The organism is Niabella pedocola (assembly GCF_021044425.1).
In the GTDB taxonomy this organism is placed as follows: domain Bacteria; phylum Bacteroidota; class Bacteroidia; order Chitinophagales; family Chitinophagaceae; genus Niabella; species Niabella pedocola.
Genome location: NZ_JAJNEC010000007.1, coordinates 247,731 through 274,636 on the forward strand (window position 1 = coordinate 247,731; position 26,906 = coordinate 274,636).

Sequence of the window (26,906 nt, forward strand, 5' to 3'; positions counted from 1 at the left end):
ATTAGCAGAAAATTATTTGTCATATGAACTCGATCGAAGAAGAAAAACGGGAGCTGCCGGTGTATGCCCGCCCGGAAGTACTGGTAGTGGGTGCCGGTCCTGCTGGTATTGGTGCAGCCATTGCCGCTGCAAGAAATGGCGCGAAAGTAATACTGCTGGAACGTTATGGTTTCCTGGGCGGCAACCTGACCATTGCAATGGTAAACCCGATGTTTACGTTCCATGATGTAAAAGGCAAACAGGTGATCCGCGGTATTGCGGGCGAGCTGGTGAACCGCCTGGTAGCACTGAAATCCTCACAGGGACATGTTACTGATCTTACTTTTGATAATGCCTCCATGACCCCCTTTGATCCGGAGGGAATGAAATATCTTTTATTCCAGATGGCGCTGGAAGCTGGTGTGGAATTACTATTGCATACCTGGGCCGTTGGCGTGCAAAAAGAAAACGGCAATGTAACCGCGGTTATTATTGAAAACAAATCAGGCCGCCAGGCCATTTGTCCGCAGGTGATCATCGACTGTTCTGCAGACGCAGATGTTGCCGCCATGGCCGGAGCGCCCTTTGTAAAAGGCCGTGAAGAAGACGGTGCCATGCAGCCGGTGACCTTGTTTTACCGGATCGGCGGCATTGACATGACAGCGCTCAGAAGCTGGATGAAACATAACCGCGACCTGCTGAAAGATTCGCCTACTGACGAAGAGATCGATTCCAGCGAAGCCATTGCCTTCCTGGGATTAAAGGAACTGGTAAAAAAAGGAATGGAAAGCGGCGAGTTTCCTAAAGATGCCGCACCGAGAATCTTATTTTATCAATTACCGATGGAAGGCCAGATCGCAGTAAATGCCACAAGGCTCCAGGGCATCGACGGTACCAATGCGGCCGATCTTACCCGGGCTGAAATAGAGACCCGCTCCCAGGCCTGGCAGATCCATCATTTTCTGAAAAAACATGTAGGCGGATTTGAACAATCCTATATCCTGGATACCGGTGTGCAGGTAGGCGTACGTGAAACCCGGCATATAAAAGGCGATTATAAACTCACCGAGCAGGATGTACTTTCCAACCGGGCCTTTGAAGATGGCATTGCCTGTGGTACTTTTGCCATCGATATTCATCCGCCGGAAGGTGAACAACAGATCTTCACCGGATCCGGAAAAGCTGTTTATGAGATCCCCTACCGGAGCTTATTACCAACCGGTCTCAACAATGTGCTGGTGGCCGGCCGGAGTATTTCAGCTACGCATACTGCCTTTGGATCGGCACGGGTGATGGCTACCTGCATGGGTATCGGGCAGGGTGCCGGTGTAGCCGCAGCGGCGATGGTTAAAGCAAAACTAACCAGCCGCCAGGTGGATACAAACGCATTAAGGGCAGCGCTGATCCGGCAGGGACAATACCTGATCGGTATGGATGATACCATGGAAGCGGATCCCGGCCTGGTGCTTAACAAGGGCGAAGGCTCCGGCGCCACGGCGAGTCATTTTAATCCTTTTAAAGATATTGAACATGGATAAAAGCAACGGGAATTTAAGGTGGGGCATCGGCGCATTGCTGTTCTTTGTATCAGCCCTCAATTATCTGGACCGCCAGGTGCTGTCGGTACTGGCTCCTTCCATCCAGAAGGAGCTGCGGTTGTCGGATATTGACTATTCCTATATCACCTCTTCCTTCTTGCTCAGTTATACCATTATGTATGCCATCAGCGGCCGGCTGGTAGATCAATGGGGCACGCGCAAAAGCCTGCTGTGGTTTGCCGGCAGCTGGTCTGTAGCCAACGTGCTGCATGGCTTCGCCAAAACCGTGGCCCAGTTCTGCGGTGCCCGTTTTTTGCTGGGCGCCGCAGAAAGCGGAAACTTTCCCGCCGGTGTAAAAGCGGCGGCGGAATGGTTCCCTTTAAAAGAGCGTGCACTGGCCATCGGGCTGCTGAACGCGGGTTCATCGGCCGGTGCCGCGGTAGCCGCTCCGCTGGTAAGTTTTATTACTATTGCCTGGGGCTGGCAGTCCGCCTTTGTAGTAACCGGTCTGATCGGTTTTATATGGGTGTATTGCTGGTGGAAATATTATTACACGCCGCAAACCCATCCGCGCATCTCAAAAGAGGAACTGCAATATATCGAAGGCGATGCAGAACCGGAACCCACGAAAAAAAAGATCAGCATTGGCCAGTTGTTGCGCATGCGGCAATCCTGGGGTTGTTTTGTAGCGCGCATCTTTATTGATCCCTGCACCTATTTCCTGATCTTCTGGATTCCCAAATATTTACAGGAAGAACAGGGGATGACGTTGAACCTGGTGGGTTATTTCGCCTGGATCCCCTACCTGGCGCTGGCCATTGGCACCATTGCAGGGGGCATCATTCCGCGACGGCTCATCAACAACGGCTGGTCATTGAACCGTTCCCGCAAAACCGTAATGCTGACGGCCTCCCTGCTGATCCCCCTTTGCTGTGTGCTGCTGTTTACATCGCACAGCCTGACTATTGCCATACTGGCGATCACCGGCGTGATGTTCGGACATGGGTTATGGGGAAATATTACCATTCCTGCAGAAGTCTTTCCAAAATCGGTACAGGGAACCCTTACCGGGCTGGGTGGCACGCTGGGCGGATGCGCATCGATCCTTACGCAATTTGCCATCGGGTGGACGGTTCAGAACGTTTCGTACACACCGGTTTTTATTGCGGTAGGACTGATGTACCTGCTCACTTTTTTTGGCGTACAACTACTGATCGGCAAACTGGGTCAGATCATCAAATTATAAAAAGCTGTAAGGTCTTTTAGCCTTACAGGTCTAACGATTGCAACATTAACATTGATCACCAAAATTATGTCCATATGATAAAAAAGATCCTGCATTATGCCCGGAGCCCGATATTGGGCTGCTTACTGGCATTCCTTTTCACTTCACTGACAGCAAACGCCCAGCAAAAAAAAGCAGTGAGCGGAAACGTTACTGCCGCTGCGGGTGGCCCGCTGCAAGGGGTATCTGTTACGGTAAAGAACAACCCGCTCCAGGGCACCACCACCGACGAGCAGGGAAATTTCCGGCTGGAAACCACTCCCGATGCCGTACTCATCATTTCTGCCATCGGCTATCTTACACAGGAGCAGTCACTGGATGGCCGCACCGTGCTGAACCTTAGCCTGGAGCCGGATACCAAAGGGATGGAAGAAGTGGTGGTGATCGGTTACGGCACCACCAGGAAGGTGAACCTTACGGGTGCGGTATCGGCCGTTTCCGGTGAAGATATGGCCAAACGCCAGGTAGGACAAACTTCCATGGCCCTGCAGGGCGTGGCACCGGGTGTTACCGTAACACAAAGTACCGGTCAGCCCGGTGTGGACGGTGGCACCATCCGCATCCGCGGTATCGGTACGCTTAATAATTCCAATCCGTTGGTGCTGGTAGACGGTATCGTGATGTCGATGAACGCGGTAGACGTATCTTCTATTGAATCGATTTCCGTATTAAAAGACGCGGCTTCCGCTGCCATCTACGGATCGCGTGCTGCCAACGGTGTGATCCTCATCACCACCAAAAGAGGAAAGAAAGGAAAATTTTCATTTTCGTATGACGGGTATGTAGGTAAACAAAGCGCTACAGACCGGCCCAAGATGGTAAACGGACTGGACCATATGCTGCTGATCAATGAGGCACATACCAATGTGGGGCTCAGTCCGCTGTATTCCGAAGAATACATCAACAACTACAAAACCAATAAAGACAGCAAGCCGGATCTGTATCCCGACACCGACTGGCAAAAGGAAGTGCTTTCCGGCAGCGGCATTCAGACCAACCATGTCATTGCACTTTCCGGCGGTACCGAAAGGGTACAGTTCTTCGGCAGCTTTGGTTACCTGAACCAGGGCGGACTGATCGACGACGTCAGCTTCCGGCGTTACTATGCCCGGTTAAATACCAACGTGCAGATCTCTCCAAAGCTCAGCGGATCCTTTGATGTATTCCTGGTGAACAACGACCGCAAATCGGTATCCCAGTTTCCCGGGGGCTCCGGCGCTGCATTGGGCAGCACCACGGGTACCGCATTGATCTTCGCACTGATGAACAAACTGCCGGCTATACAAGCGGTGAAATATTCGAACGGGCAATGGGCAGAAGGACAGAATGGGGTGAACCCCGTTGCCATTATCCGCAACGGTGGCTTCTGGCGGGAGACCAGCTATCCCATATCCGGCAATTTTTCCTTAAGCTATAAACCCTTTGAGTTCTTAACCGGTAAGATCAGCTTTGCACCCACATACTCCCAACCCAACGTACGCTCCTTTGTAAATGTGGTAAAAACCTACGATCCCAACGGCACATTGCGTTTTACCGTTCCCGGTGTAAACACGATGGATCAAAGTACAGCGCAGGATAAGACGAACCAGCTGGAAGCTACGCTGACCTTCTCCAAAAATATCAGCAAACACTCCCTGGGTGCGCTGGCCGGTTACCAGTATTATACCGGTTCCAACAGCGGTTTCAGCGCCTTCCGCGATAATTTTTTATTTCCCGATTATCCCGTGCTTTCCGGTGGTTCTTCTGCCAATATGAAGAACGGCGGTTATGCTACGGAATGGGCACTGATCTCCTATTTCGGAAGGATCAATTACGCATATGACAACCGGTACCTGCTCGAGGCCAACCTCCGGTATGATGGTTCCTCCCGTTTTGCTGCCGGCAACAAATGGGGCACCTTTCCCTCCTTCTCCGCCGGCTGGCGCATCTCTGAAGAACCATTTATGGCTGCCACCCGAGACGTGTTAAGTGAACTCAAATTAAGAGCTTCCTGGGGAAGACTGGGCAACCAGGAGATTGGCAATAACTATCCCTTCGCCCCCACCGTGTACCTCGATCCGAAATATATTTCCAACGGACAGATCCAGAACGGTGCGGCGATCATGAACCTGGCCAATACCAATATCTCCTGGGAAACCACGGAGATGAGCAATATCGGACTGGATGCGCGTTTACTCCGCAACCTGTCGGTGTCTTTTGATTATTATTACAAAAAAACAAATGGCATCCTGCTGGAGCTCAGCATTCCCAAAACCATGGGCGTAGCGGCACCTTTCCAGAACGCGGGTGTGGTGGAGAACAAGGGCTGGGATTTTCAGCTGAACTATTCCAATACCGCACATGCGTTTAAATACGGAGCCACTTTTACTTTGTCGGATGTAAAGAATAAAATACTCGATATTAAAGGCATCCAGCAAACCGGAACCATCGTAAACCGCGAAGGGTATCCCATTAACTCCCTGTACCTGTTAAAATCGATGGGTCTGTTATCTTCTGCAGATTTTGATGCCGGTGGCAAGTACCTGTATGCGCAACAGTTTGGAAAACTGGGACCCGGCGATATCCGTTATACAGATGTGGTGGCAGACGGTATCATTAACGGTAACGACCGCCAGGTACTGGGCAGCACCATTCCCCGCTTTACATACAGTCTCAATTTGAATGCAGATTATAAGGGCATCGATTTTTCCATATTCCTGCAGGGCGTAGGCAAACGCGATGGTTACCTCACCGGTAATGCCATCACCCCCTTCCTGTCCGGAGGTACCGCCTACGAATATCAGAAAAACCGCTGGACCAAGGAAAACCCGGATCCCAATGCTGTTTTTCCCCGGTTTGCATTTGGGGAAACCAATAATACCCAGATCTCCGATTTCTGGATGAAAAGCGCTGCCTACCTGCGGGTGAAGAATGTACAGCTGGGCTATACCATTCCCAAACAGCTATTGCAAAAAGCCGGTATCAGCCAGCTGCGGATCTACCTTTCCGGTGAAAACCTGTTTACGGCAGACAAATTCTGGCCGGGCTGGGATCCGGAGATAGATGCCGCCAGCAATGGGGCCTACTATCCGCAGGTAAAAACCTATAACCTGGGTATCAATCTCAAATTCTGATAGCGGTATGCTTTATACAAAGCACCCGGTAGCTATTAAAAAAATAAAACGATGCAGATGAAAAAGATTTGTTTTTTATATATCATACTCCTGATGACGGCCTGCACACGGGAACTGGACAAGCTGCCCCTGGATGCCCCGTCTACAGAAACCTTCCCGGCTACAGAGTCTGAAATGCAGGCGGCACTGGTAGGTTGTTTTAGTCCGTTAAATTTACGGTTTGGCGAAAATCCATATGCCATCTGGTTCGAAATGTATTCCGATATTGCGGCCAACCGCGATGTGACACCCAATGCCTCCTGGGGCACACCCACCGCAGGCGATGTGAATACGATCTGGAACACGATGTATACTGTGATCTCCCGTTGCAATTTCCTGCTGGATCATATGGACCGGGTGGTGGGCGCCTCCGATCAGTCAAAAGCAAAAGTGACCGGCACCGCGCGATTTCTTCGGGCTTATTGTTATGGTATCCTGTCTCAGCTCTATGGTGATGTACCGCTGGTGACCAAAACCCTCAGCCTGGAGGAAGCGTATATCGGGCGCACGGCAAAGAAGGCGGTTGTAGATTTTATACTTACTGAATTTAAGGAAGCAGCGGCACTACTTCCCGCCACCAACCAGCCCAACACGATGAACGTATCTTCCGGAGCCGCATGGGCACTGGCTTCCCGCATAGCCCTTTACAACGAACGCTGGACCGATGCCATTGAAGCCGCACAAAAAGTCATGGCCCAGGAAGGAACAGAATTTGTATTAAATCCCGACTACGCCACTATCGCGCTGCGCGCAGGCAAAACCTCCAAAGAGATCATCTGGGCCATACAGTTCAACTATAATGATATTTTTCATGAGACCCCGGTCTCCTTCCGTTCGCGCATGGCCAGCGGCTTCTGCAACCGCATCCCGGTACAGGCCCTGGTTGACGCTTATGATTGTACGGATGGCTTGCCGATCGACAAATCGCCCAAATATGATCCCGCACATCCATTCGACAACCGCGATCCGCGGCTGGCCAAAACCATTGCCCTGCCCGGTTCCGTTTACTACGGTTACCAGTTTGAAACACATAAGGATAGCCTGAAATGCTGGAACTACAACGTATCGCCGGCAGTACGGGTCGATAACCTGGATGCCACGCATACCTTTGCGAGCTTCTCCGGCTATTGCTGGCGGAAATATGCAGATCCAACAGAAGCACATGCCACAAGATCCGAAATCAACCCGATCGTCATGCGTTATGCAGAAGTGCTGCTCAACTACGCAGAGGCAAAAATAGAAGCCGGGCAAACCGATGAATCGATCTATACGGCCATCAATAAGATCCGTAAAAGGGCCGGCATGCCGGATATAGCTACTGGTAAAAACACCACTGAGCTGCGTTCGATCATTCGTAAGGAACGCAAAGTGGAACTGGCCGGTGAAGGATTGCGTTATTTTGATATCATCCGCTGGAAGATCGCAGACCGGGTATTGAACGGGCCCTGCTATGGCCGCAACCCAAGAGGATTCCTTTCTGCAGCACCTGTCATCGACGCCAACGGCACACCGGATTATACCAATGTGCCCGATAAGGACAAAATGCGGGTGATACAGGTACGCACCTTTATCAACCCCGCCAATTACGTATGGCCGATTCCGGATATCGAGATTCAGACCAACAAAAAACTCACGCAAAATCCCGGGTATTAATGTTATTTATTCTGTCATTGTATTGATCAGCTCATGCAAGCAACCCATAAAACAATACGGTTCTTCTTTTTCCGCAAGCCGCTGCTGGTGCTGTTTTTTACAGCGGTGCAATTATGCGGTAACGGCCAGGAAAAAACAACAGTCACCATTACCATCCCCCAAAAACCTGCGCCTGTAGATCCGATGATCTATGGTCAGATGCTGGAGAACGTAAACGACAGCATGATCTACGGCGGCGTAACCGATCTCCAAGGGAATGAGCAAAAGCAGGTGATTCCCTTATTAAAAGACCTGCAGATACCGGTACTCCGGTGGCCGGGAGGAACCGTTGTGTATGAATACCATTGGCGCAATGGCATTGGGCCCCGCTCCTTACGGCCCGTGGTGCCTACTCTTGCCTGGCAGGGAAAAGAAAACTACCAGTTTGGCACCGATGAGTTCCTGCAATGGTGCCGGAAGATTGGCACCACACCGTATATCAACCTGAATATGGGGACGCATCCGCTGTATGGCAGCACGCTCCGGGAGGCACTGGAATGGATCGAATATGTAAACGGACCGGAGGACTCAAACCTGGGAAAACTGCGGGCATACAACGGGCACAAAGTCCCCTACGCGGTTAAATACTGGGGCATTGGCAATGAGAATTACCTGCCCAGCCGGGCCGCCAGGGTACAGGATCCGGATACCGTATATGCAGAACGGCTTCGCCTGTGGGCATCGGTCATAAAAGAACGTTTCCCTGCGCTAAGCCTTCTTGGAATTGGTCATACATCCGGCTGGAACGATACCGTGCTGGCGCGGGCCGGAAAGTATATCGATTTTTTAACGCAACACTATTATGTAAATGCCAAAGTAAAGGAAGGGTTGTTACAGGATCCGGCAGCAACCCTGTTTGCACCGGCTAAAATGGAAGCGCATTTAAAACTGTTGGGTGCTCGGCTCACTGAAATGAATCAAGCCCTGGGGCGCGTAAACAATCCTGTCCGCCTGTCGGTAGATGAATGGAATGACCGGCATGGCATTTATGACGGAAACAGTTACCGGTTCTCCCGCCAGTCCGTAAGAAAACAGTTTGATGTAGCCGTGGCAGCCGGTATGCTCAATGTGTTCATACGGCAAAGCCCGGTAGTGGGCATGGCCAACTATATCTTCCCGGTGAATGCGCACGGACTGATACGCACGGTGGGCGCCGATGATGCATTCCGTACGCCCCTTTACTACCTGTTTAAACAATACCGCGAAAAAATGACCGGGTATAAAATAGCTGTAACTTTAAATGGTCCGGGTATGGATACCAAAAATGCACAACTGAACATTACAGGCGATTGCGATGAAGTAGTAATGGGCAGCGCGCCATTGACCTTTATCGATGCAGCAGCGGTCATAAATGAGGAACGGCAGATCCATATCGCATTGGTGAACCGGTCGGCGGACAAAGCCCAGGAAGCCATCATTACCCCACCTTCCGGTTATAAGGCTGTTCAAACCTGGGAGCTGGCGCACAAAAACATCAATGCTTCCAATGAGGCCGGCAACCGGGTTGAAATTGTGCCCCGGGCAAAATCGGTGCAGCAAAAAGGGAACCGTATCAACATCCGGCTGCTACCCTGCGCCGTTGTCATGTTGCAGCTGATCGCAGAATGATAATAGCACTTGTTCTCAAAAAAAAAATAGAAGGAACCGATAAACGAATAATTGTAAAGAAACCAATAATGCAAAAAACAAAAATAGCGGCAGGCATCGCCCTTATGATATGGATGACCGGCTTTGGAACGGCAACCGCACAAAAAACCCGGGTAACCATCACTATTCCGGAGCAACGCATACCGATCGATCCGATGATTTACGGGCAGATGCTGGAAAATGTAAACGACAGCGTGATTTATGGCGGTGTTACAGATGGTAATGGGAATGTGCAGCCGCATATTACAAAGCTGCTAAAGGAACTGGACATCCCCGTTATGCGCTGGCCTGGGGGCACCGTTATTCATGAATACCGCTGGCGCGACGGGATCGGGCCACGCCGGTTACGCCCGGTAGTAAGCACCTATGCCTGGAAGGGAAAAGAGAACTACCAGTTTGGGACCGATGAATTCCTGAACTGGTGTAAAGAAATCAATACACAGCCGTATATCAACTTCAATATGGCCAACCACCCGCTGTATGGCGGCACGCTTTGGGAGGCAATGGACTGGATCGAATATGTGAACGGCACTGCCGATACCACCAATGGCGGCCGGCTGCGGGCGGCTTATGGTCATAAAGAACCGTATAATGTACAATACTGGGGCATTGGCAATGAGAACTACGGTCCCTGGGGCCGGCATAATGTGGAAACGGCCGCGGAGTATGGCAACCGGCTGGCGCTGTGGGCTGGCACCATTCGTAATAAATATCCCGGGCTGCGCCTGCTGGGCGTAGGCCATACGCTGGATTGGAACAGAACCGTGCTGGAAAAAAGCGGGAAGGACATCGACTTCCTTACCCAGCATTATTACGTGGTGAGTAAATTAAAAGATGGTAACATCCAGAACCCGGAACACACCCTTTTTGCACCTTCAAAAATGGAAGCACACCTGCGCTCCCAGGGCAACCTGCTGGCCATTTATAATAAAGACAGGGCCAACAACCCGATACGCTTGTCTATAGATGAATGGAACAACCGCCATTCCGTTTTACAAAACAATGAATACAAGTTCACCCGCCAATCGCCCCGTCGCCAGTTTGATGTAGCCGTGGCGGCCGGCATGCTCAATGTGTTCATTCGTCAAAGCCCTACTGTGGGCATGGCCAATTATATCTTCCCGGTAAACGGGCATGGGCTCATTCGCACGGTAGGTACCAGCGATGCGTTGATAACACCGCTCTTCCACCTGTTTAAACAATACCGGCAATGGATGACCGGTGCAAAGCTGAATGTAACCGTAAATGGACCAGGCATCAGCGGAGCCATTGCCGCACCTACAATTGATGGCGATTGCAAGGAAGTACAAATGAACAACGAACAGCTGGCCTATATTGATGCGGCAGCAGTACAATCCACGGAAGGAACTGTTTATGTATCCCTGGTCAACCGTTCTTCAAACACGCGCCGCAACGTAGCGGTTGCGCTGCCGGATGGTTATCGTGCCGTTGAACGGTGGGAGCTGCAACATACCAACATCAATGCCTTTAACGATCCGGAGAACCGGGATGTGCTGGTTCCCAAAATCCGCAAAGTAAGCGGTAAGAAAGGCGGCTATACGGCAACACTGCTCCCCTGTGCAGTGATGCTGCTGAAGCTGGAGAAGAAGTAAGCATTAAAAAAAGGAGGCATTTGGTTACAAGGGCTACCAGTGCGACATATTGTCCATCTTAAAACACACGCAACATATCTTAGCCCCCCTTTCAACAGACTCCACTGCCTTGCGTTGTCGCACCAGTCACCGCAGCCCCGGATTGCAACTGCAACTTATAAATTGTTAATCCGCTATCTTTTTAACCGCTAAATTTGTGACAGGTTTATTTTATTAAACCTTTGTAAAGATGGCCACCGGTAACAAAATTTTTATACTACTTTCCGGGATATGCTGCATGGCGGGTTGCGCCACTATGCAACATACCGATCTTTATTTTGGGCGGAACATTCCCGATGGCGGCCAGGTAACGGAGCAGCAATGGAAAGCATTCAGCGATAGCATCATTACACCGGCCTTCCCCGAAGGATATACCGAATCCGATGCACAAGGTAAATGGATGGATACCGAAAGCCGGGAAACGATCGCCGAAGACACAAAACGGATCACCGTAATTGGTAAACGCAGTGCCAAAAGGAACGGCCAGCTCAATCAAATCACACAGGCGTATATCCACCGCTTCCACCAGCAGGCCGTGCTGCGGGTAGATACAAAGATCCGGTACCGGCTGATCACAAAAAAAAATACCCATTAAACAAGTGCCGGACACCGCGTCCAACACCTTATACCCGGATCAGGTTTCACCAAACGAAACCGCAACCGTTTCCCTGCCCGCCAGATCAAGATCACCGGTAGTAAACGGAGGCGTGCAGTACGGCCGGGCTGGATGTTCAAGCAGCAGCGCCATTTCAGTGGAAAAACCAAGTTGATACCCCATCTGATCCACAGTTGTCATAAAAACATGATCATATTCCCGGTCAGCATCCGGAACAAACAAGAGCACCTGTTTGCCGGCGCTTTCTGCAGTCATCCACAGATCCGTTAGCCGGGTGGTGGTCCAGCCCATGGCATAAAAGCGCCGGTTATATCCTTTGGGGTAATTCAGATAATTTATAAAAGAGCAAAAGATGTCAAACGAAACATCATACGGAAAGGTTATGGCAAACTGCTGGTCCGTTATTCTTGTCACCACTGGTATCACCTGCAGCATTTCCCGGTTATGCCACCCGCAAAAATCCCGGATGATTCGTTTTATGAGGTCTTCATGCATCCCCTCCGCAACAATCAGTTTATCATTGGGAACTTTATCTCTAGGCAACATCCCGTCAGAGGCTTCTCCTTGCTCTGCCCTATCCCGCATGCGCCGGGTCCTCAACTCCAGCCGGTCAAAGATCAGCAGCAAGGTAATCATCAAGATGATGGCCAGGATCAGGTAGGGATGTTTCATATAAACGATACACTGTTTTGGTAAAATTACTGTTATCCCATCAACTTCTGAATGGATAGTGAAAACAGCAGACGAATCACCTTTTTCATTATCGGATACTTTGCAGTTCATTTTCAACCGCAAGGAACGCAAGGTTCCGCGAAGGCCTCGCAAACGCATCCAATAGCGCCATCCCTTCATTGCGGATTCTTGGCGCACTTTGCGTTAAAAACAATCCAAAAAATATGGTGCGCTCCATATTACACCTAATACGGATATTGAGCAATAACAGGCATCACTTTCCATTCTTCCAGTTCCACCATTTTAGTTTATCCGTCTCCCGCATATGCGGAGGGGTTTCCGCAAAATATACCGCACACCGAAACACATAGAGCAGGCACCGGTCCTGCACGCAGCCAACAAAGTGGTTCGATGCATTGTAAAGCTGCTCCGGATCCTGCCCTTTTAAATCTTCAATACGCCGGATGCCAATATTGTACAGGTCCGCAGCGATCGATTTTCCCACGCCCGGTATTTGGGTCAACTCTTTTATAATAAATACTTTTTCCATTATTTCGTTTAGAAGATTTATCCTCCGGGATATTATTGATTTACCATTTTATTTAAGTCTCCAACCGCACCATCCTGCTTTTGACTATACCCTTCAAGCGACGCGGTTCCCGGCCGGTTGTCCTTCTGGTACTTTTCCATTACCGGCAGGGTTTTCACTATCTTTAATACGGCATGAAGATCCTCCAGCTTTGTCGTTTTTGCATCGATCGCCTTTAAAAGTTCCTGATGCCTTGCGGTTACGGCGTTGTATGTTGCAAGATGATCTGCCACAAGTTGCCTGACCTTATCTTTCAGAAGAGAATCGCTGATAATGTTAGCATGTTGACCCGCTGCCTTATAATATGATTGGTTTTTCGCATCAAACTGATGAAATAAATTCGTAGAATCACTTTTGCTCTGGCTAAGCGCATCCAGTGTTGTTTCCAGCTGCTTCAACCCAGCGTCCGTCCCTGCCAGTTCACCGTAAAGACTTTCCACCAGGTCGCCATCCCCTCTTTTTGAAATCAGTTTAGCAGAAGGACTATTGTCTTCCAAGGCCTTTGGCGTATCGGCCACCGGTTGTGGTTGCACCCGGTGATGATTACAGGCGGCGAGTGTTAAAACTCCAATCGTAAATAAGCATATTCTTGTTCTCATAAGTTTGTTTATACCGCTAATATAAACCGCTTTCATAAAATAGCGAAAAACTATTCACTATTTTTGCCGGATGAAGTACCTACGCATAAACCACCTGTTCTTAACCAGTATTTTTATCCTGACCGTTTGCTCCGGTATTGCTCAAACGCCGCCATTTTACAAGGTAACGCCTTTTGAGGAGGAGGGCTATTTTTCCAAAACGGTTTTTCCATTCAACCCGGCGTTTATAAAATCAAAAAAAGTCAAGACCCTTGTATTGTACGATCAGGACAAGACCGGACGCGATTATCATTATTCTTTTGATACCAACGGAAGAACAACTGGTTTTATTACCCTGCAGCGGGAGGGCGAAAAAACAGATACCGTATTTTATACCGTTTATGGTTATACGGCTACCGGCAATACCGACTATACCGCCCAAATCGATTACCACAACGGGCTTGTAAGAACCAGTAAATATGCCTACAATGAGGAAGGAACGCTTTCCGTTATCCGGAACTTCACCCTGGACGCAGACATGCCCGGCAGGCCGCAAAAAGGCAGTATCATGAATTACCAAACAGTACCTGGCAGCTATAGGTCCCTTATAAACGGACATGCCCCTGGTGACGCTTTTTACGAAAAGCAAATCGAGGAAAATAATTTTTCATCCCGGCACTACCGATACTATACGGAAAATGGCGCCAACGCCGTAGAACAGACCGAAATATTTGATTTTAAAAAACAATACCAGGATCGGGACACCTGCAGCAGTCGTAAAACCTTTTATTATAAGAATGGAGTACCGGTACTCCTGTTTCTTCACAGGGACTGCGACGCCAAATTAACGCCTTCCGAATATTATAATTACCAGAATGGTTTACTGACGGGCATACGGGAAAACCCAAACCGGCCGGATCCCCGGAACGAGCAATACAGCTACGACAAGCATCAGAACCTGATGCGGATGGAGAATGAATGGGGCGGCCAGGTCGTAAGCACATTAACCATGACTTACGACAATAGGGTTTTTTTAAAATCCATCCAGCGCAAATCGGCGTCCGCCAAAGTAGCAGATTATTTTGAAGACCGGGTACTGGAGGTCACGTATACCTTTTATCGATAAAGCCAGATGCAACACCAAGAATAAAAAGCAGCAAATGCCGGAAATTATGGCTCATTGCATCTGACTGTCACGTATAATCCTGCTCCCTTTGGCCGGGAAACACTATACCGCTGCTCGTTGCGAAAAGAAAGAAAATCGCATAACATTATATTTATATATTTTTTATATATATTTATACTGCTAATATCCCCCCATGAAAAGGCCGTCTCCGGACGGCATCAAATACCTGATCTAAAAAGCACCAATATGAAACCAGGAAAACCTTATCTCCAATTTGTACAAACAGTAAAGAAACAGATATTACAAAGCCGCTATCAGGCAGCAAAACTGGTGAATCGCGAGTTACTTTTATTATACTTCAGTATTGGCCGCAGCCTGCACGAAAAATTGACCGCTGCCAGCTGGGGAGATAAAGTGTTGCAGCAAATCGCTGCCGACTTGCAAAAAGAGTTACCAGGTTTGCGCGGTTTTTCTTACAGGAGCCTGAAAAATATGCGGCAGTTTTATGAATGTTATCAGGGGGGTCTAATTGGGCAGTCGTCAACTGCCCAATTACCGGTCTCCTCAAAACAAAAGTCGCGTTCTTCATTAAAAAACACAATTGGGCAGTCGCCAACTGCCCAATTAGACGCTCCGTTTATTGACACCATTTTTACCGCACTTAGCTTCACCCATCATATGCTGGTAATAAACAAATGCAAAGAGTTAAACGAACGGATCTATTATATGCGGCAAGCTGTGGCCCATCACTGGACGGTGATCCTTTTACAACATCATATCGAAAGCCGCCTCTATCACAAGAAAGGGAAGTTGCCTAATAATTTTCAGAAAGCACTCCCCAAAACAATAGCCGCACGTGCTTTGGATACCTTCAAAGATGAATACCTGCTCGATTTTATTAATATCAGTCCGGAGGATGATGAACGGGTGTTTGAGAGTAAGATCATCAATAATATAAGACAGTTCATCCTGTCCCTGGGAACAGGATTTGCCTTTATGGGCACGCAGTACCGGCTGATGGTTAACGAAGAAGAATTTTTTACTGACCTGCTGTTCTTTAACCGCGTATTGCAGTGCCTGGTGGCGATTGAATTAAAAAAGGGCAGGTTTAAACCTGAATACGCAGGCAAGCTTAATTTTTACCTGAACCTGCTGGACGACCAGGTAAAGCTTCCCCACGAACATAATAGCATTGGTATCATCCTTTGCAAAGAAAAGAATAATAAAGTCGTGGAATATGCCTTTAAAAGTATGCACAATGCAATGGGCGTTGCCACCTACAAAACCAGTAAACAGTTGCCGGCCCGTCTGAGAAAAATATTACCCGATGCCGATGCCTTGAAAAAATTATTGTAGAAAAAACCGGCACCATCTTTATCAAAAGCTAAAAAACATCCTGACATACTGTTGTCACTTCCCTGTTTTAGCTTCGGTCCTCCAAATAAAACAGCAGCGTTTCGTAGCAATTATTTTACACAAATTAAACAAAGCAATTATTTGGTTTATTAGTTTTTTGAATTACTTTTGGGCCGGAACAAAAAAATCAGGTTACCTTTTTTAAAGAACAGTATTAAGCAATACGCAGGTGCTTTGTCTACAATTACAACACTTTAAGGAAGTAACTACCAATGGGTTGGCACTAACAAACGTTTGAGCTGGAAGCATTTCAAAAAAAATTTGGAAGTAGCTTCAAAACACCGTTAACTTTGCTAACACTGTTAGGTAAATTTATTTTTTATGAGTGTAGCAGAGCGCAAATTGAGAGAAAAAGAAATGATCCGGAAGAAGATCATCGATGCAGCTTTGCAGCTGGTAAAGAATGAAGGCTGGGAATCGTTGTCCATTCGAAAGATCGCAGATGCCATCGAATATAGCGCACCCGTGATCTACGATCATTTCGCCAACAAGGAGGCCATTCTTTTTGAGATTTCGCAGGACGGTTTTAAACTGCTGCTGTCAAATATTCACAAAGCCATCTCAAAAAAAGCGTCGCCACGGGAAGAGCTGAAAGCACTGGTAGACACCTACTGGAAGTTTGCGCTCAAGAACCGGAGCTATTTCAAACTCATGTTTGGCGTAGGCATGCCTTGTTGCGGAGAAGGAAAGATGAAAACAGAATTTGGAGCCTTACAGGATATAATTTATGAAATCATAAAAAAAATAATCGTTGAAAAGAAAACCAATATTGAATCCGCGTGTTATAAAACGCACGCTTTCTGGTCGGCAATACATGGTTTTACTTCAATCATGATCGCAAGAAGCGCTGATGTTCCGCAAACAATGAATGTATCGGTGCTCGATCAAATGGTGGTGAACATTATAGAAAATCTTTAAGCCAAAAAAGACGACAATTCAAATAGTAATTATTTTTTAGTGCATTTCGCCTCGGGATGACAACGGGCAATGGTTGCCACTCCCTAACACGAAGAAATTGCATTATCAACAGGATCACTGGCCCCGGCAATACCCTGGGCGCCTTTCTCCGGTATGTACCCCGGCAGGATTTATATTTCTTTGACTCAAAAAACAACACTACAGATGAAAGCAAACAACCATACCATCCACACAAGCATTATTGTACCTGCGCTTATTGCGCTTTCCATATCGCTGCACAGCTGCACAAGCGGCTCAGCAAACCCCAGCCCGCAAAGCCAGGCGCCGGCACTGCCGGTAATGGGCACGCCCGTATCACCCGTAACCGTTTACCAGGAATTTTCAGCTTCGCTGGAAGGAAAGGTAAACGTGGAAGTACGGCCCCAGGTAGACGGCTACCTGGAGAAGATCTACGTAGACGAAGGCGCTTACGTAACCGCAGGGCAACCGTTATTTAAGATCAACGCCCAGTTGTATAACGAAGCGCTGAACAACGCACGTGCCAATGTACTGGCTGCACAGGCCAATGTACAAAAGGCACAGGTAGACCTGGACCGTCTGAAACCACTGGTAGATAACGCCGTGATCTCCGACGTACAGCTGAAAACCGCAAAGGCCAACTACAACGCCGCCACCGCCGCACTGGCGCAGGCCAGGGCCATGGTGGGCAACGCGCAGATCAATGTAGGTTATACACTGATCAAGGCGCCCGTAAGCGGTTATATCGGCAGCATCCCGTTCAAAACCGGTAGCCTGGTAGGCCGCGGTGAAACGCAGCCGCTTACCGTGCTGAGTGAAGTGAACACGATGTACGCCTACTTCTCCATGAGTGAGCCCGACTTCATTGCCTTTAAAAACAAGTACGCGGGCGAAACCATTGAGCAGAAACTGAAGAACGTTCCTTCTGTTGAATTGCTGCTGGCCGATAATACCATTTATCCGCAGCAAGGAAAGATCGAACTGGTTCAGGGTCAGTTTGACAAAACCATCGGCGCCATTAACTTCCGCGCGTCCTTCCCCAACCCCAATAAAATATTAAGAAGCGGCAATACCGGTAAGATCCGCCTGCCGCAGCTCTTTAACGAAGTATTGGTGGTACCACAGGAAGCTACGTTCGAGATCCAGGATAAAGTATTTGTATTTACAGTAGACAGCAGTAACAAGGTAACCAGCAAACCCATTGCCGTTTCCGGTAAAACCTCCTACTACTACTTTGTAAACAAAGGACTTTCCAAAGGCGAAAAAATCGTGCTCTCCGGCACCGGTAATTTAAAAGACGGAACGCCGATTCAGCCGCAGATCGTTTCAGCCGACAGCGTGTTAAAGGCGAATCCGATTTAGCGGGGTTTACAGGGCTGACTAAAAGTCTCTGTTTAAAACGTATTGTCATTCTGAACTTGTTTCAGAATCTATTGACAGATGCGCTTCCTTAGATGCCGAAACAAGTTCGGCATGACAAAGTAGAGACTTTTGGTCACCCCTCTCTCACAACACTTATTCTTCGCGGCACAGCACACCGCTGTAAAAGCGCCCTGATAAAGCAGCAGCCCCTGCCGCACAGGGATCTTTTACCCCCATTTTTTACGCACAGCATACTTACAACTCGATATCATGCTAAAGAAATTTATACAACGACCCGTGTTATCCACGGTAATTTCCATTATCCTGCTTTTGCTGGGTATTCTTTCACTCTTTGCGCTCCCTGTTACCCTGTTCCCGGACATTGCGCCGCCCAGCGTACAGGTTACCGCCACCTATCCCGGTGCCAACGGTGAGGTAGTAGCGCGTTCCGTGGCCACTCCGCTGGAGGAAGCCATTAACGGTGTGGAGAACATGACCTACATGACCTCCAACTCCAGCAACGACGGTACCATGACCCTTACGGTATTTTTCAAACAGGGTACCGACCCCGATATTGCTTCGGTAAACGTGCAGAACCGCGTTTCCAAAGCCGTGAATCAGATCCCCCAGGAAGTAGTGCAGTCGGGCATCTCCACCCAAAAGGTGCAGAACAGTTTTATCATGTTCACCGGGCTTTATAGTGAAGACAGCGCCCAGTATGATGAACTGTTCCTGGAAAACTATCTTAAGATCAACGTGATCCCGCAGATCCAGCGGATCCCCGGTGTGGCCCAGGCCCAGGTATTTGGTGCCAAAGACTATTCAATGCGTATCTGGCTGAAGCCGGACCGGCTGGCCGCCAACAACCTCTCACCCCAGGATGTACTGGGCGCCATCCGTGACCAGAGCCTGGAGGCCGCGCCCGGAAGACTGGGCCAGAACAGCGACGAGGTATTTGAATATGTATTAAAGTACAAGGGCAAGCTGAACCGGAACGAGGACTACGAGAACATTGTGGTAAAAGCAAATCCCAATGGTTCCGTGTTAAAGCTGAAAGACCTGGCCCGTGTGGAGTTTGGCGCCTTTACCTATAATGCCAACAGCCGGCTGAATGGCAAACCGGTAGCGGGTTTCGCTATCTTGCAAACCGCCGGCTCCAACGCCAATGATATTCTTACTGAGGTAGACCGGCAGCTGAAAGAGCTGTATACCACCATGCCCAAAGGCATCAAACCCATTACCATGTATAACTCCAAGGAGTTCCTGGATGCCTCCATCCACCAGGTAAGGGAAACATTGATCATTGCCTTTATACTTGTATTCATCGTGGTATTCATCTTCCTGCAGGATTTCCGGTCCACGCTCATACCGGCCATTGCCGTACCGGTAGCCATTGTGGGCACCTTCTTCTTCCTGCAGCTCTTTGGGTTTACCATTAACCTGTTAACGCTCTTTGCGCTGGTACTGGCCATTGGCATTGTGGTGGATGATGCCATCGTGGTAGTGGAGGCCGTGCACGCAAAAATGGAACATAAGGATATGCCGGTGCGCAAAGCCACCGTGCAGTCGATGAACGAAATCTCCGGAGCCATCATCTCCATCACGCTGGTAATGGCAGCGGTATTTGTACCGGTGGGATTTATGCAGGGCCCGGCGGGTGTGTTCTACCGGCAGTTTGCCTTTACACTGGCCATCGCCATCTTAATCTCCGCAGTAAACGCGTTAACGCTCAGCCCGGCCCTTTGTGCCCTGTTCCTCAAAAACCCGCATACACCGGGCGAAAAAGGACATCCGCACGAAAAGAAAGGATTTATGGCCCGCTTCTTTACCGCGTTCAATGCAGGGTTCCGCACCCTCACCAACCGGTATATCGGCAGTTTAAAATTCCTCATCCGCAGAAAGTGGATCGCCATTGCAGGGTTGGTGCTCATCGCCGGGGTTAGTTACTGGCTCATCAAAAAAACGCCTTCCGGCTTTATTCCTACGGAAGACCAGGGCTTTGTATTGTATGCCGTAAACACACCTCCGGGTAGTTCACTGCACCGAACCCATAAAGCCACCGCGGAAATTGATAAGATCATCAAACAGGAAGAATCGACCAATAACCTTTGGGTTATCGACGGACTGAACTTTATCAGCAGCGCCAGTGCCTCTCCTTATGCAGCCGGCTTTATCCGGCTGAAGGATGTGGACAAACGCGGCAAGCTGAAGAACCCGGATGAAATTGCGGCCACCCTTACCGGCAAGGTTACTTCGGTAAAGGACGCCAATACCTTCTTCTTCAACTTCCCCACCGTACAAGGTTTTGGTAACGTAAGTGGTTTTGAGTTTATGTTGCAGGACCGTACCAATGGTCCGCTGGAAAAGCTGGGCAATACCGCGGGAGCCTTTATCGGTGCGCTGATGCAGCGGAAAGAAATCGCGTATGCATTTACCACGTTTGCCGCCGGCAACCCGCAGTATACCATCGAAACTGATTTTATAAAAGCCAAACAATTAGGTGTATCCGTAAGCGAGCTGATGCAAACCATGCAGATCTACTTTGGTAGCAGCTTTGTGTCCGACTTTAACCGTTTTGGTAAATACTACCGCGTAATGGCGCAGGCAGATATTCCCTACCGTAAAGACCCCGCCTCCCTGGATGGTATTTTTGTAAAGAACAACCTGGGCGAAATGGTACCGGTGAAAACGCTGGTTACCTTGAAGCGGGTATTTGGTCCGGAAACCGTAACCCGTAACAACCTCTTTAATGCGGTTACCATTAACGGGGTACCCAAACCAGGCTTTAGTACCGGGGATGCCATCCGTGCCATTGAGGAAACCGCGAAGACGGCCCTGCCGAGAGGCTACTCGTATGAGTGGACGGGTATTACCCGTGAGGAACGGAGCGCCGGCAGTCAGCAGGTATATATCTTCCTGCTCAGCATCATCTTTGTATACTTCCTCCTGGCGGCCCAGTACGAAAGTTATGTGCTGCCCCTGGCGGTGATCCTTACCGTACCGGCGGGTATACTGGGTGTATTTATGTTTATCGGCTTTGCCGGACTGGAAAATAACATTTATGTGCAGATTGGGTTGATCATGCTCATCGGGCTGTTGGCCAAGAACGCCATCCTGATTGTGGAGTACGCGGTACAGCGGCGAAGAAAAGGCATGAGCCTGGTAGCCTCGGCGCTGGAAGCCTCCAGGCTGCGCCTGCGCCCGATATTGATGACCTCCTTTGCCTTTATCGTGGGTATGTTGCCCCTGGTATTTGCAAAAGGCGCCTCCGCCATCGGTAACCACTCCATCGGCTACAGTACCGTAGGGGGTATGCTTACCGGTGTGTTGCTGGGCGTGTTCATCATCCCCGTGCTATACATCATCTTCCAGTATTTGCAGGAAAAGATCGTATCAAAAAGAGCAGATGATGATGAGGATTGGGAATTGGGATAGTCGTTGCAAACACACTTATGGTCACCCTGAACTTGTTTCAGGGTCCATGTGAGCCGCGCATAGAAGCTGAAACAAGTTCAGCTTGACCCAAACTTTGTTTCGTCACCCTGAGCGCAACGAAGCGGAGCCGAAGGGTCTCCCGAATATCGGACGGTATGACAACTCAGAGATGCTTCGGCTACGTTACACTTCGCTCAGCATGACACGAACCTTGTTTCGTCACCCTGAGCGCAACGAAGTGAAGCCGAAGGGTCTCACAAATATCGGACGGTATGATAACTCAGAGATGTTTCGGCTACTTCCGCCCATGCGGGATTCGCTCAACATGACGACAGAAAGTAAATAGCATCATAAAAAGTTCTTCAAAAGGATCAAAATCAACTATGAATTATTTAAATATGAAAAGAAGACATACCCTACAATACCTGCTGCCGGTGATCGCATTATTGGTTACGGCGGCATCCTGTAAAGTAGGACAAGCATATAAACGCCCGGAAGTGCCGCTGCCACAGGAATTTCGCGCAGTGGCCACGGCCGATACCAGCAGCATTGCCGATGTGGAGTGGAAGCAGTTCTTTACAGACCCTGCTTTGCAAAGCCTCATCAGCAAGGGTGTTAGCTATAACTACGACCTGCAGATCGCGCTCAAACGCGTAGCCGCATCTGAGCAAACCTTAAAGCAGGCCAAATTGTTGCAACTGCCCCAGCTCAGCTTTAGCGTAACCGGGCAAACCACCAACCCGTCTAACAACAGTTTAAACGGGTTAAGCATCGGCAGCTTTATCAAAAAGCAGCATGTGGAAGATTTCAATGCCGCCTTTAACCTTACCTGGGAGGCCGATATCTGGGGCAAGATCCGCCGCCAGCAGGAAGCCACCATGGCCGGGTACCTGCAAACCTACGAGGCTTCAAAAGCCGTGCAAACGCAGATCGTATCCAATATTGCACAGGGGTATTATAACCTGCTGATGCTGGATGAGCAGCTGAACATTGCCAAAAAGAACCTGGCATTAACAGATAGTACGCTCCGCTTTACCCAGCTGCAGCGCAACGCCGGTGAAGTAACCACCCTTGCCGTACAACAGGTAGAGGCACAAAAGCAATCCACCGCCCTGCTCATTCCCCAGCTGGAGCAGAACATCGCCATACAGGAAAATGCACTCAGCATTTTAACCGGCAGTCTGCCCGCGGCCGTGGAGCGGGGCAAAGGACTTTTCAGCTCCGATGTGCCGCAATGGTTAACGCCCGGTATCCCTTCCGCTATCCTTAGCCGGAGGCCCGATGTGCGCGCTAAGGAAATGGAGCTCATCACCGCCAATGCAAAGGCCGGTATTGCCCAGGCCAATATGTATCCCAGCCTGTCCATTACCGCGCAGGGCGGGTTAAACTCCTACCTGGCCAATAACTGGTTCAATATACCCGCTTCCCTGTTTGGCACCCTGCTGGGCAATGTGACCCAGCCTGTGTTTCAGCAGCGCCGGTTAAAAACCGAATTGGAAACGGCCAGGATCCAGCGGGAGCAATCGGTACTGGAGTTTCGCCAGTCGGTACTCACCGCCATTGGCGAGGTATCGGATGCCCTGGTAGCTACCGAAAAATTAAAGGAGCAAAAGACCATTGCCGCCGGTCAGGCAGATACCTTGCAGCTGGCCATAAAAAATGCGCGGCTGTTGTTTAAAAGCGGTATGGCCAATTATATAGAGGTACTCTCTGCACAATCCAACGTATTGCAGTCGGAGTTGAACCTCGCCAACATACACCGTTTGCAGCTGAGCGCCGCGGTAGATTTGTACCGCTCCCTCGGCGGCGGATGGAAATAGTGCAGCACATTTTCCCTGCCGCCTTGCGCCCTTTGCGTAATCATTGCGCCTTTGCGGTAAAAAAAGGAAAATGTTTTGCGCTCCAATAAAACAATTGTTTTTATGCAAACAACTGATATTAATAATAAGCGAACAAGGGTGGTGCTCATAGCCATCCTTGGCTTACTCACCGCCATTGGTCCGTTTTCCATAGATATGTACCTGCCCGGCTTTCCGGCCATGGCAAAGGACCTGCATACCTCCATCAACACCATTGCCTATTCCCTGTCCAGCTTCTTTATCGGGCTTTGCATCGGGCAGCTCATCAGCGGACCGTTGCTGGACCGGTATGGCAGAAAGCGCCCGCTCGTCATCGGGTTGGTCATTTATATAGCCGCATCCATTGGTTGCGTGCTGGTACGCACGCCGGAAGCGTTGATCGTGTTGCGGTTCATCCAGGCCCTGGGTTGTTGCGTATCCATGGTAGCACCACGGGCCATTACCCGCGACCTGTTTCCGCTGGAAGATAATGCCAAGGTATTATCCCTGCTCATTCTGTTATTAGGGGTATCCCCCATCCTGGCGCCCACCTTTGGCAGCTACGTGGTGGCCTATTATCAATGGCAGGATGTATTTATCATCCTGGCGCTGATCGCTGCCGCTACCCTGGCCGCCGTTATTTTCCGGTTCCGGGAAAGCCGGGCACCGGACGCATCGGTATCCTTAAAACCGCGGCCTATCCTCAATGCCTTTGGCGGGGTATTAAAAAATCCACAGTTCTTTACCTATGCCTTCGCCGGTGGCATTTCCTTTGCGGGGCTCTTTGCCTACCTCTCCGGTTCGCCCTATTTGTTTATGGAATATTTTGGCGTATCCAAAACCGCGTATGGGGCCATCTTCGCCATTATAGCGGCGGGGCTTATCGGCAGCAGCCAGTTAAATGCGGTCTTATTAAAAAAATATTCCAGTGAGCAGCTGGTTACCGCATCCATCCTGTTGCAAACAATTATTGGGTTTGTGCTGCTGGCGGGCATCACCACCGGTATTTTAGGATTGTATGGCACCATCGCCGTTATCTTTCTCCTTTTCTGTACGTTGGGCATCAGCTCTCCCAATACAGCCGCGCTCAGCATCCTGCCTTTTAGCAAGGAGGCGGGCAGTGCTTCGGCTTTACTAGGTGCACTGCAAATGGGACTGGGTGCCCTGGCCGCGGCCCTTACCGGTGTGTTTGATAATAAAACGCCCGCGCCCCTGGCCATCATTATTGCCGCCAGCGGGTTGCTGGCACTGGTGCTATTGCTGGCCGGTCAGCGCAGGATTAAACAAGCGCCTGCGGCGGAAGAGGCCGCACCTGTTGAAGCAGTGGCGGAACAGGAAGCGGAAGAGGCCTGCATCATCGCATAATCAGTAAGTATAGAGAGCAGATTTGTTTTTTGAGTGTATCTGTGCAACCAGCGGGATTTATTTCCGCTGGTTTGTTTTTGGGTAATGCCCTTTGTCACCGCGATTATTTCATTTACGATGCAAAATCAATGGCCTCGATGACAAAAGTATCATTGTCATTTTGAGCGCAGCCGAAAAATCTTTACGCCGTCATTATTGTTAGCAAATAAATTTCAAAACTCCTTTTACCTGGATGGTTCCGTAAAGATCGCTCCGCTTTGGTCGAGGTGACGATAATCTTTCTTTCTTGCCTGAGCGTAGTGATGTTGTCATTCGCAGCCTAACGAAGGGTAACGCCTACCGAATCCCGTCCGCCTATCCTTCGCCTGGTGACCGGCAGACGATCTTCTAAGACAGAATACGTCCACCTTATTGTTTCTTTTTCATCAGGTCTTTCTATAATGACTCCGGAACGGAATAGTAACTACTGCCATCAGCAAGTGTCGCAGCGCCTCTTTTTTACGCCGTGGATTTTCTCAAAAAGCTTTCATACCCGTAAAAAAGCAGCGCAGTAATGATTATACAACAGCCCGGCAGCAAGATGCTCAACATATTCCTTCGGAAAAGAAGTAAAGCCGTTTTTCGATCCGGGTTTACAGTGCGTGGCCGGTCAAACGGCGGAGCATTCGTTTGACCTTGACTTTTGCTCCACTTTTTGTCAAGAAAAAGTGGAAGTGACAATCAAAGAGCAATAACAGCAGCGCACTGGTCAGAAGACCAGCGCGAGATTTGACCAATCAGGCATCCGTCATGCTGAGCGCAGTCGAAGCATCCCTGTGATATCGAACTGTCCTAAAATTATGAGACCCTTCGACGCCACTTTGTTCCGCTCAGGGTGACGAAAGCAGGTTTGCGTCAAGCGATTACGTAATAAACAACAATCACGCTTCCGTCATGCTGAGCGCAGCCGAAGCATCCCTGTGATATCGGACTTCCCGAAAATTATGAGACCCTTCGACTCCATTGCATTGCGCTCAGGGTGACGAAACAAAGTTGGCGTTCTGTAATCATGGCAATGAAAGCCAATCACGCTTCCGTCATGCTGAGCGTAGCCGAAGCATCCCTGTGATATCGAACTACCCTAAAATTGTGAGACCCTTCGACTCCGCTTTGTTCCGCTCAGGGTGACGAAACCAGGTTTGCGTCAAGCGATTACGTAATAAACAGCAATCACGCTTCCGTCATGCTGAGCGCAGCCGAAGCATTCCTGTGATTTCGGACAGCCCGAAAATTGAGAGATCCTTCGGCTCCACTTTGTTCCGCTCAGGGTGACGAAACAAAATTATTTTTACTAATTTGTACTATGCAAAAAGGAGCCTTTGTATATATCCTAACAAACAAGCTAAGAACGGTGCTCTACATCGGCGTTACATCTAACCTCCGGGCGCGATTATGGGAACATGAACATCATGAAATACCCGGTAGTTTTACAGATAAATACAATGCAACATTGCTAATTTACTATGAATCGCTCGATACGATTAATTCTGCAATTGAACGGGAAAAACAATTGAAGGGATGGGTTAGAAAAAAGAAAGAACAATTGATTGTACGAAAGAACCCGCAGTGGAAAGTTCTTAATGAAGAAATAGCTAAAGAGATATACAGTCTTTTATATTGAGCAATCACACTTCCGTCATGCTGAGCGCAGCCGAAGCATCCCTGTGACATCGGACTGTCCTAAAATTGTGAGAACCTTCGACTCCACTTTGTTCCGCTCAGGGTGACGTCCATAATTATACGTTCGTCATGCTGAGCGGATCCCGCGACAGCGGGAGTAGCCGAAGCATCTCTGCCATACAGAAGGCCTCGACAATCGTGAGACCCTTCGGCTCCATTGCATTGCGCTCAGGGTGACGGAACAATATTTGCGTATTACGCGACCAAGCTAACAAACAACAATCACGCTTCCGTCATGCTGAGCGTAGCCGAAGCATCCCTGTAATCTCGAACTGTCCTAAAATGGTGAGCCCCTTCCGTTTCACTTCA

General features: G+C 49.3%; 18 protein-coding genes. 15 read left to right on the forward strand and 3 right to left on the reverse strand.

Annotation, left to right across the window (positions count from 1 at the left end; genetic code table 11):
- Positions 1-23: 23 nt before the first annotated feature.
- The 7 genes from LQ567_RS22020 to LQ567_RS22050 all read left to right on the forward strand — a co-directional run bounded on the left by LQ567_RS22020 (position 24) and on the right by LQ567_RS22050 (position 11,540).
- On the forward strand, positions 24-1,517 hold the full coding sequence (locus tag LQ567_RS22020; protein WP_231007978.1) for an FAD-dependent oxidoreductase: 1,494 nt from the start codon (positions 24-26) through the stop codon (positions 1,515-1,517).
- Positions 1,510-2,763: an MFS transporter gene (locus tag LQ567_RS22025; protein WP_231007979.1), complete on the forward strand. Its 1,254-nt coding sequence runs from the start codon at positions 1,510-1,512 to the stop codon at positions 2,761-2,763. The genes LQ567_RS22020 and LQ567_RS22025 overlap by 8 nt, the downstream gene beginning before the upstream one ends.
- A 74-nt stretch (positions 2,764-2,837) precedes the next feature.
- Positions 2,838-5,915, forward strand: a complete 3,078-nt coding sequence (locus tag LQ567_RS22030) for a SusC/RagA family TonB-linked outer membrane protein (RefSeq protein WP_231007980.1) — start codon at positions 2,838-2,840, stop codon at positions 5,913-5,915.
- A 57-nt stretch (positions 5,916-5,972) separates the two neighbouring features.
- Entirely contained in the window at positions 5,973-7,607 is a 1,635-nt protein-coding gene (locus tag LQ567_RS22035) for a RagB/SusD family nutrient uptake outer membrane protein (protein WP_231007981.1), read from the forward strand.
- Between the two features lie 33 nt (positions 7,608-7,640).
- Entirely contained in the window at positions 7,641-9,254 is a 1,614-nt protein-coding gene (locus LQ567_RS22040) for an alpha-L-arabinofuranosidase C-terminal domain-containing protein (protein WP_231007983.1), read from the forward strand.
- A gap of 68 nt (positions 9,255-9,322) precedes the next feature.
- Positions 9,323-10,906 (forward strand): alpha-L-arabinofuranosidase C-terminal domain-containing protein, encoded by a 1,584-nt coding sequence (locus tag LQ567_RS22045; RefSeq protein WP_231007985.1) that lies wholly within the window; start codon positions 9,323-9,325, stop codon positions 10,904-10,906.
- 295 nt (positions 10,907-11,201) lie between these two features.
- Positions 11,202-11,540 (forward strand): DUF3574 domain-containing protein, encoded by a 339-nt coding sequence (locus LQ567_RS22050; protein ID WP_231007986.1) that lies wholly within the window; start codon positions 11,202-11,204, stop codon positions 11,538-11,540.
- Positions 11,541-11,579: 39 nt separating this feature from the next.
- Here LQ567_RS22050 and LQ567_RS22055 read toward each other — a convergent pair whose 3' ends face one another.
- The 3 genes from LQ567_RS22055 to LQ567_RS22065 form a co-directional block, all read right to left on the reverse strand.
- A complete protein-coding gene (locus LQ567_RS22055) occupies positions 11,580-12,233 on the reverse strand; it encodes a hypothetical protein (RefSeq protein ID WP_231007987.1) in 654 nt (217 codons plus the stop codon).
- 274 nt (positions 12,234-12,507) lie between these two features.
- Positions 12,508-12,783 carry a helix-hairpin-helix domain-containing protein gene (locus LQ567_RS22060; protein WP_231007988.1) on the reverse strand — a complete coding sequence of 92 codons (276 nt, stop codon included), beginning with the start codon at positions 12,781-12,783 and terminating at the stop codon, positions 12,508-12,510.
- Between the two features lie 32 nt (positions 12,784-12,815).
- Positions 12,816-13,421: a hypothetical protein gene (locus LQ567_RS22065; RefSeq protein ID WP_231007989.1), complete on the reverse strand. Its 606-nt coding sequence runs from the start codon at positions 13,419-13,421 to the stop codon at positions 12,816-12,818.
- A gap of 70 nt (positions 13,422-13,491) precedes the next feature.
- Here LQ567_RS22065 and LQ567_RS22070 point away from each other — a divergent pair, with 70 nt between their 5' ends.
- The 8 genes from LQ567_RS22070 (at position 13,492) to LQ567_RS22105 (ending at position 26,538) form a co-directional block, all read left to right on the forward strand.
- Positions 13,492-14,526 (forward strand): hypothetical protein, encoded by a 1,035-nt coding sequence (locus LQ567_RS22070; RefSeq protein ID WP_231007990.1) that lies wholly within the window; start codon positions 13,492-13,494, stop codon positions 14,524-14,526.
- A 246-nt stretch (positions 14,527-14,772) separates the two neighbouring features.
- Positions 14,773-15,882: a PDDEXK nuclease domain-containing protein gene (locus LQ567_RS22075; RefSeq protein ID WP_231007991.1), complete on the forward strand. Its 1,110-nt coding sequence runs from the start codon at positions 14,773-14,775 to the stop codon at positions 15,880-15,882.
- Between the two features lie 381 nt (positions 15,883-16,263).
- The gene (locus LQ567_RS22080) at positions 16,264-16,860 is read left to right on the forward strand and encodes a TetR/AcrR family transcriptional regulator (RefSeq protein ID WP_090388972.1); all 597 of its coding nucleotides are present in this window, start codon (positions 16,264-16,266) and stop codon (positions 16,858-16,860) included.
- A gap of 204 nt (positions 16,861-17,064) precedes the next feature.
- Positions 17,065-18,240 (forward strand): efflux RND transporter periplasmic adaptor subunit, encoded by a 1,176-nt coding sequence (locus tag LQ567_RS22085; protein ID WP_231007992.1) that lies wholly within the window; start codon positions 17,065-17,067, stop codon positions 18,238-18,240.
- 270 nt (positions 18,241-18,510) lie between these two features.
- Complete coding sequence (locus LQ567_RS22090; protein ID WP_231007994.1) at positions 18,511-21,675, forward strand: efflux RND transporter permease subunit; 3,165 nt, start codon at positions 18,511-18,513, stop codon at positions 21,673-21,675.
- Between the two features lie 383 nt (positions 21,676-22,058).
- Positions 22,059-23,495 carry an efflux transporter outer membrane subunit gene (locus LQ567_RS22095; protein WP_231007996.1) on the forward strand — a complete coding sequence of 479 codons (1,437 nt, stop codon included), beginning with the start codon at positions 22,059-22,061 and terminating at the stop codon, positions 23,493-23,495.
- 102 nt (positions 23,496-23,597) lie between these two features.
- Positions 23,598-24,878, forward strand: coding sequence for a multidrug effflux MFS transporter (locus LQ567_RS22100; protein WP_231007997.1), 1,281 nt, complete (start codon positions 23,598-23,600; stop codon positions 24,876-24,878).
- A gap of 1,342 nt (positions 24,879-26,220) precedes the next feature.
- A complete protein-coding gene (locus tag LQ567_RS22105) occupies positions 26,221-26,538 on the forward strand; it encodes a GIY-YIG nuclease family protein (RefSeq protein WP_231007998.1) in 318 nt (105 codons plus the stop codon).
- Positions 26,539-26,906 lie beyond the last annotated feature (368 nt).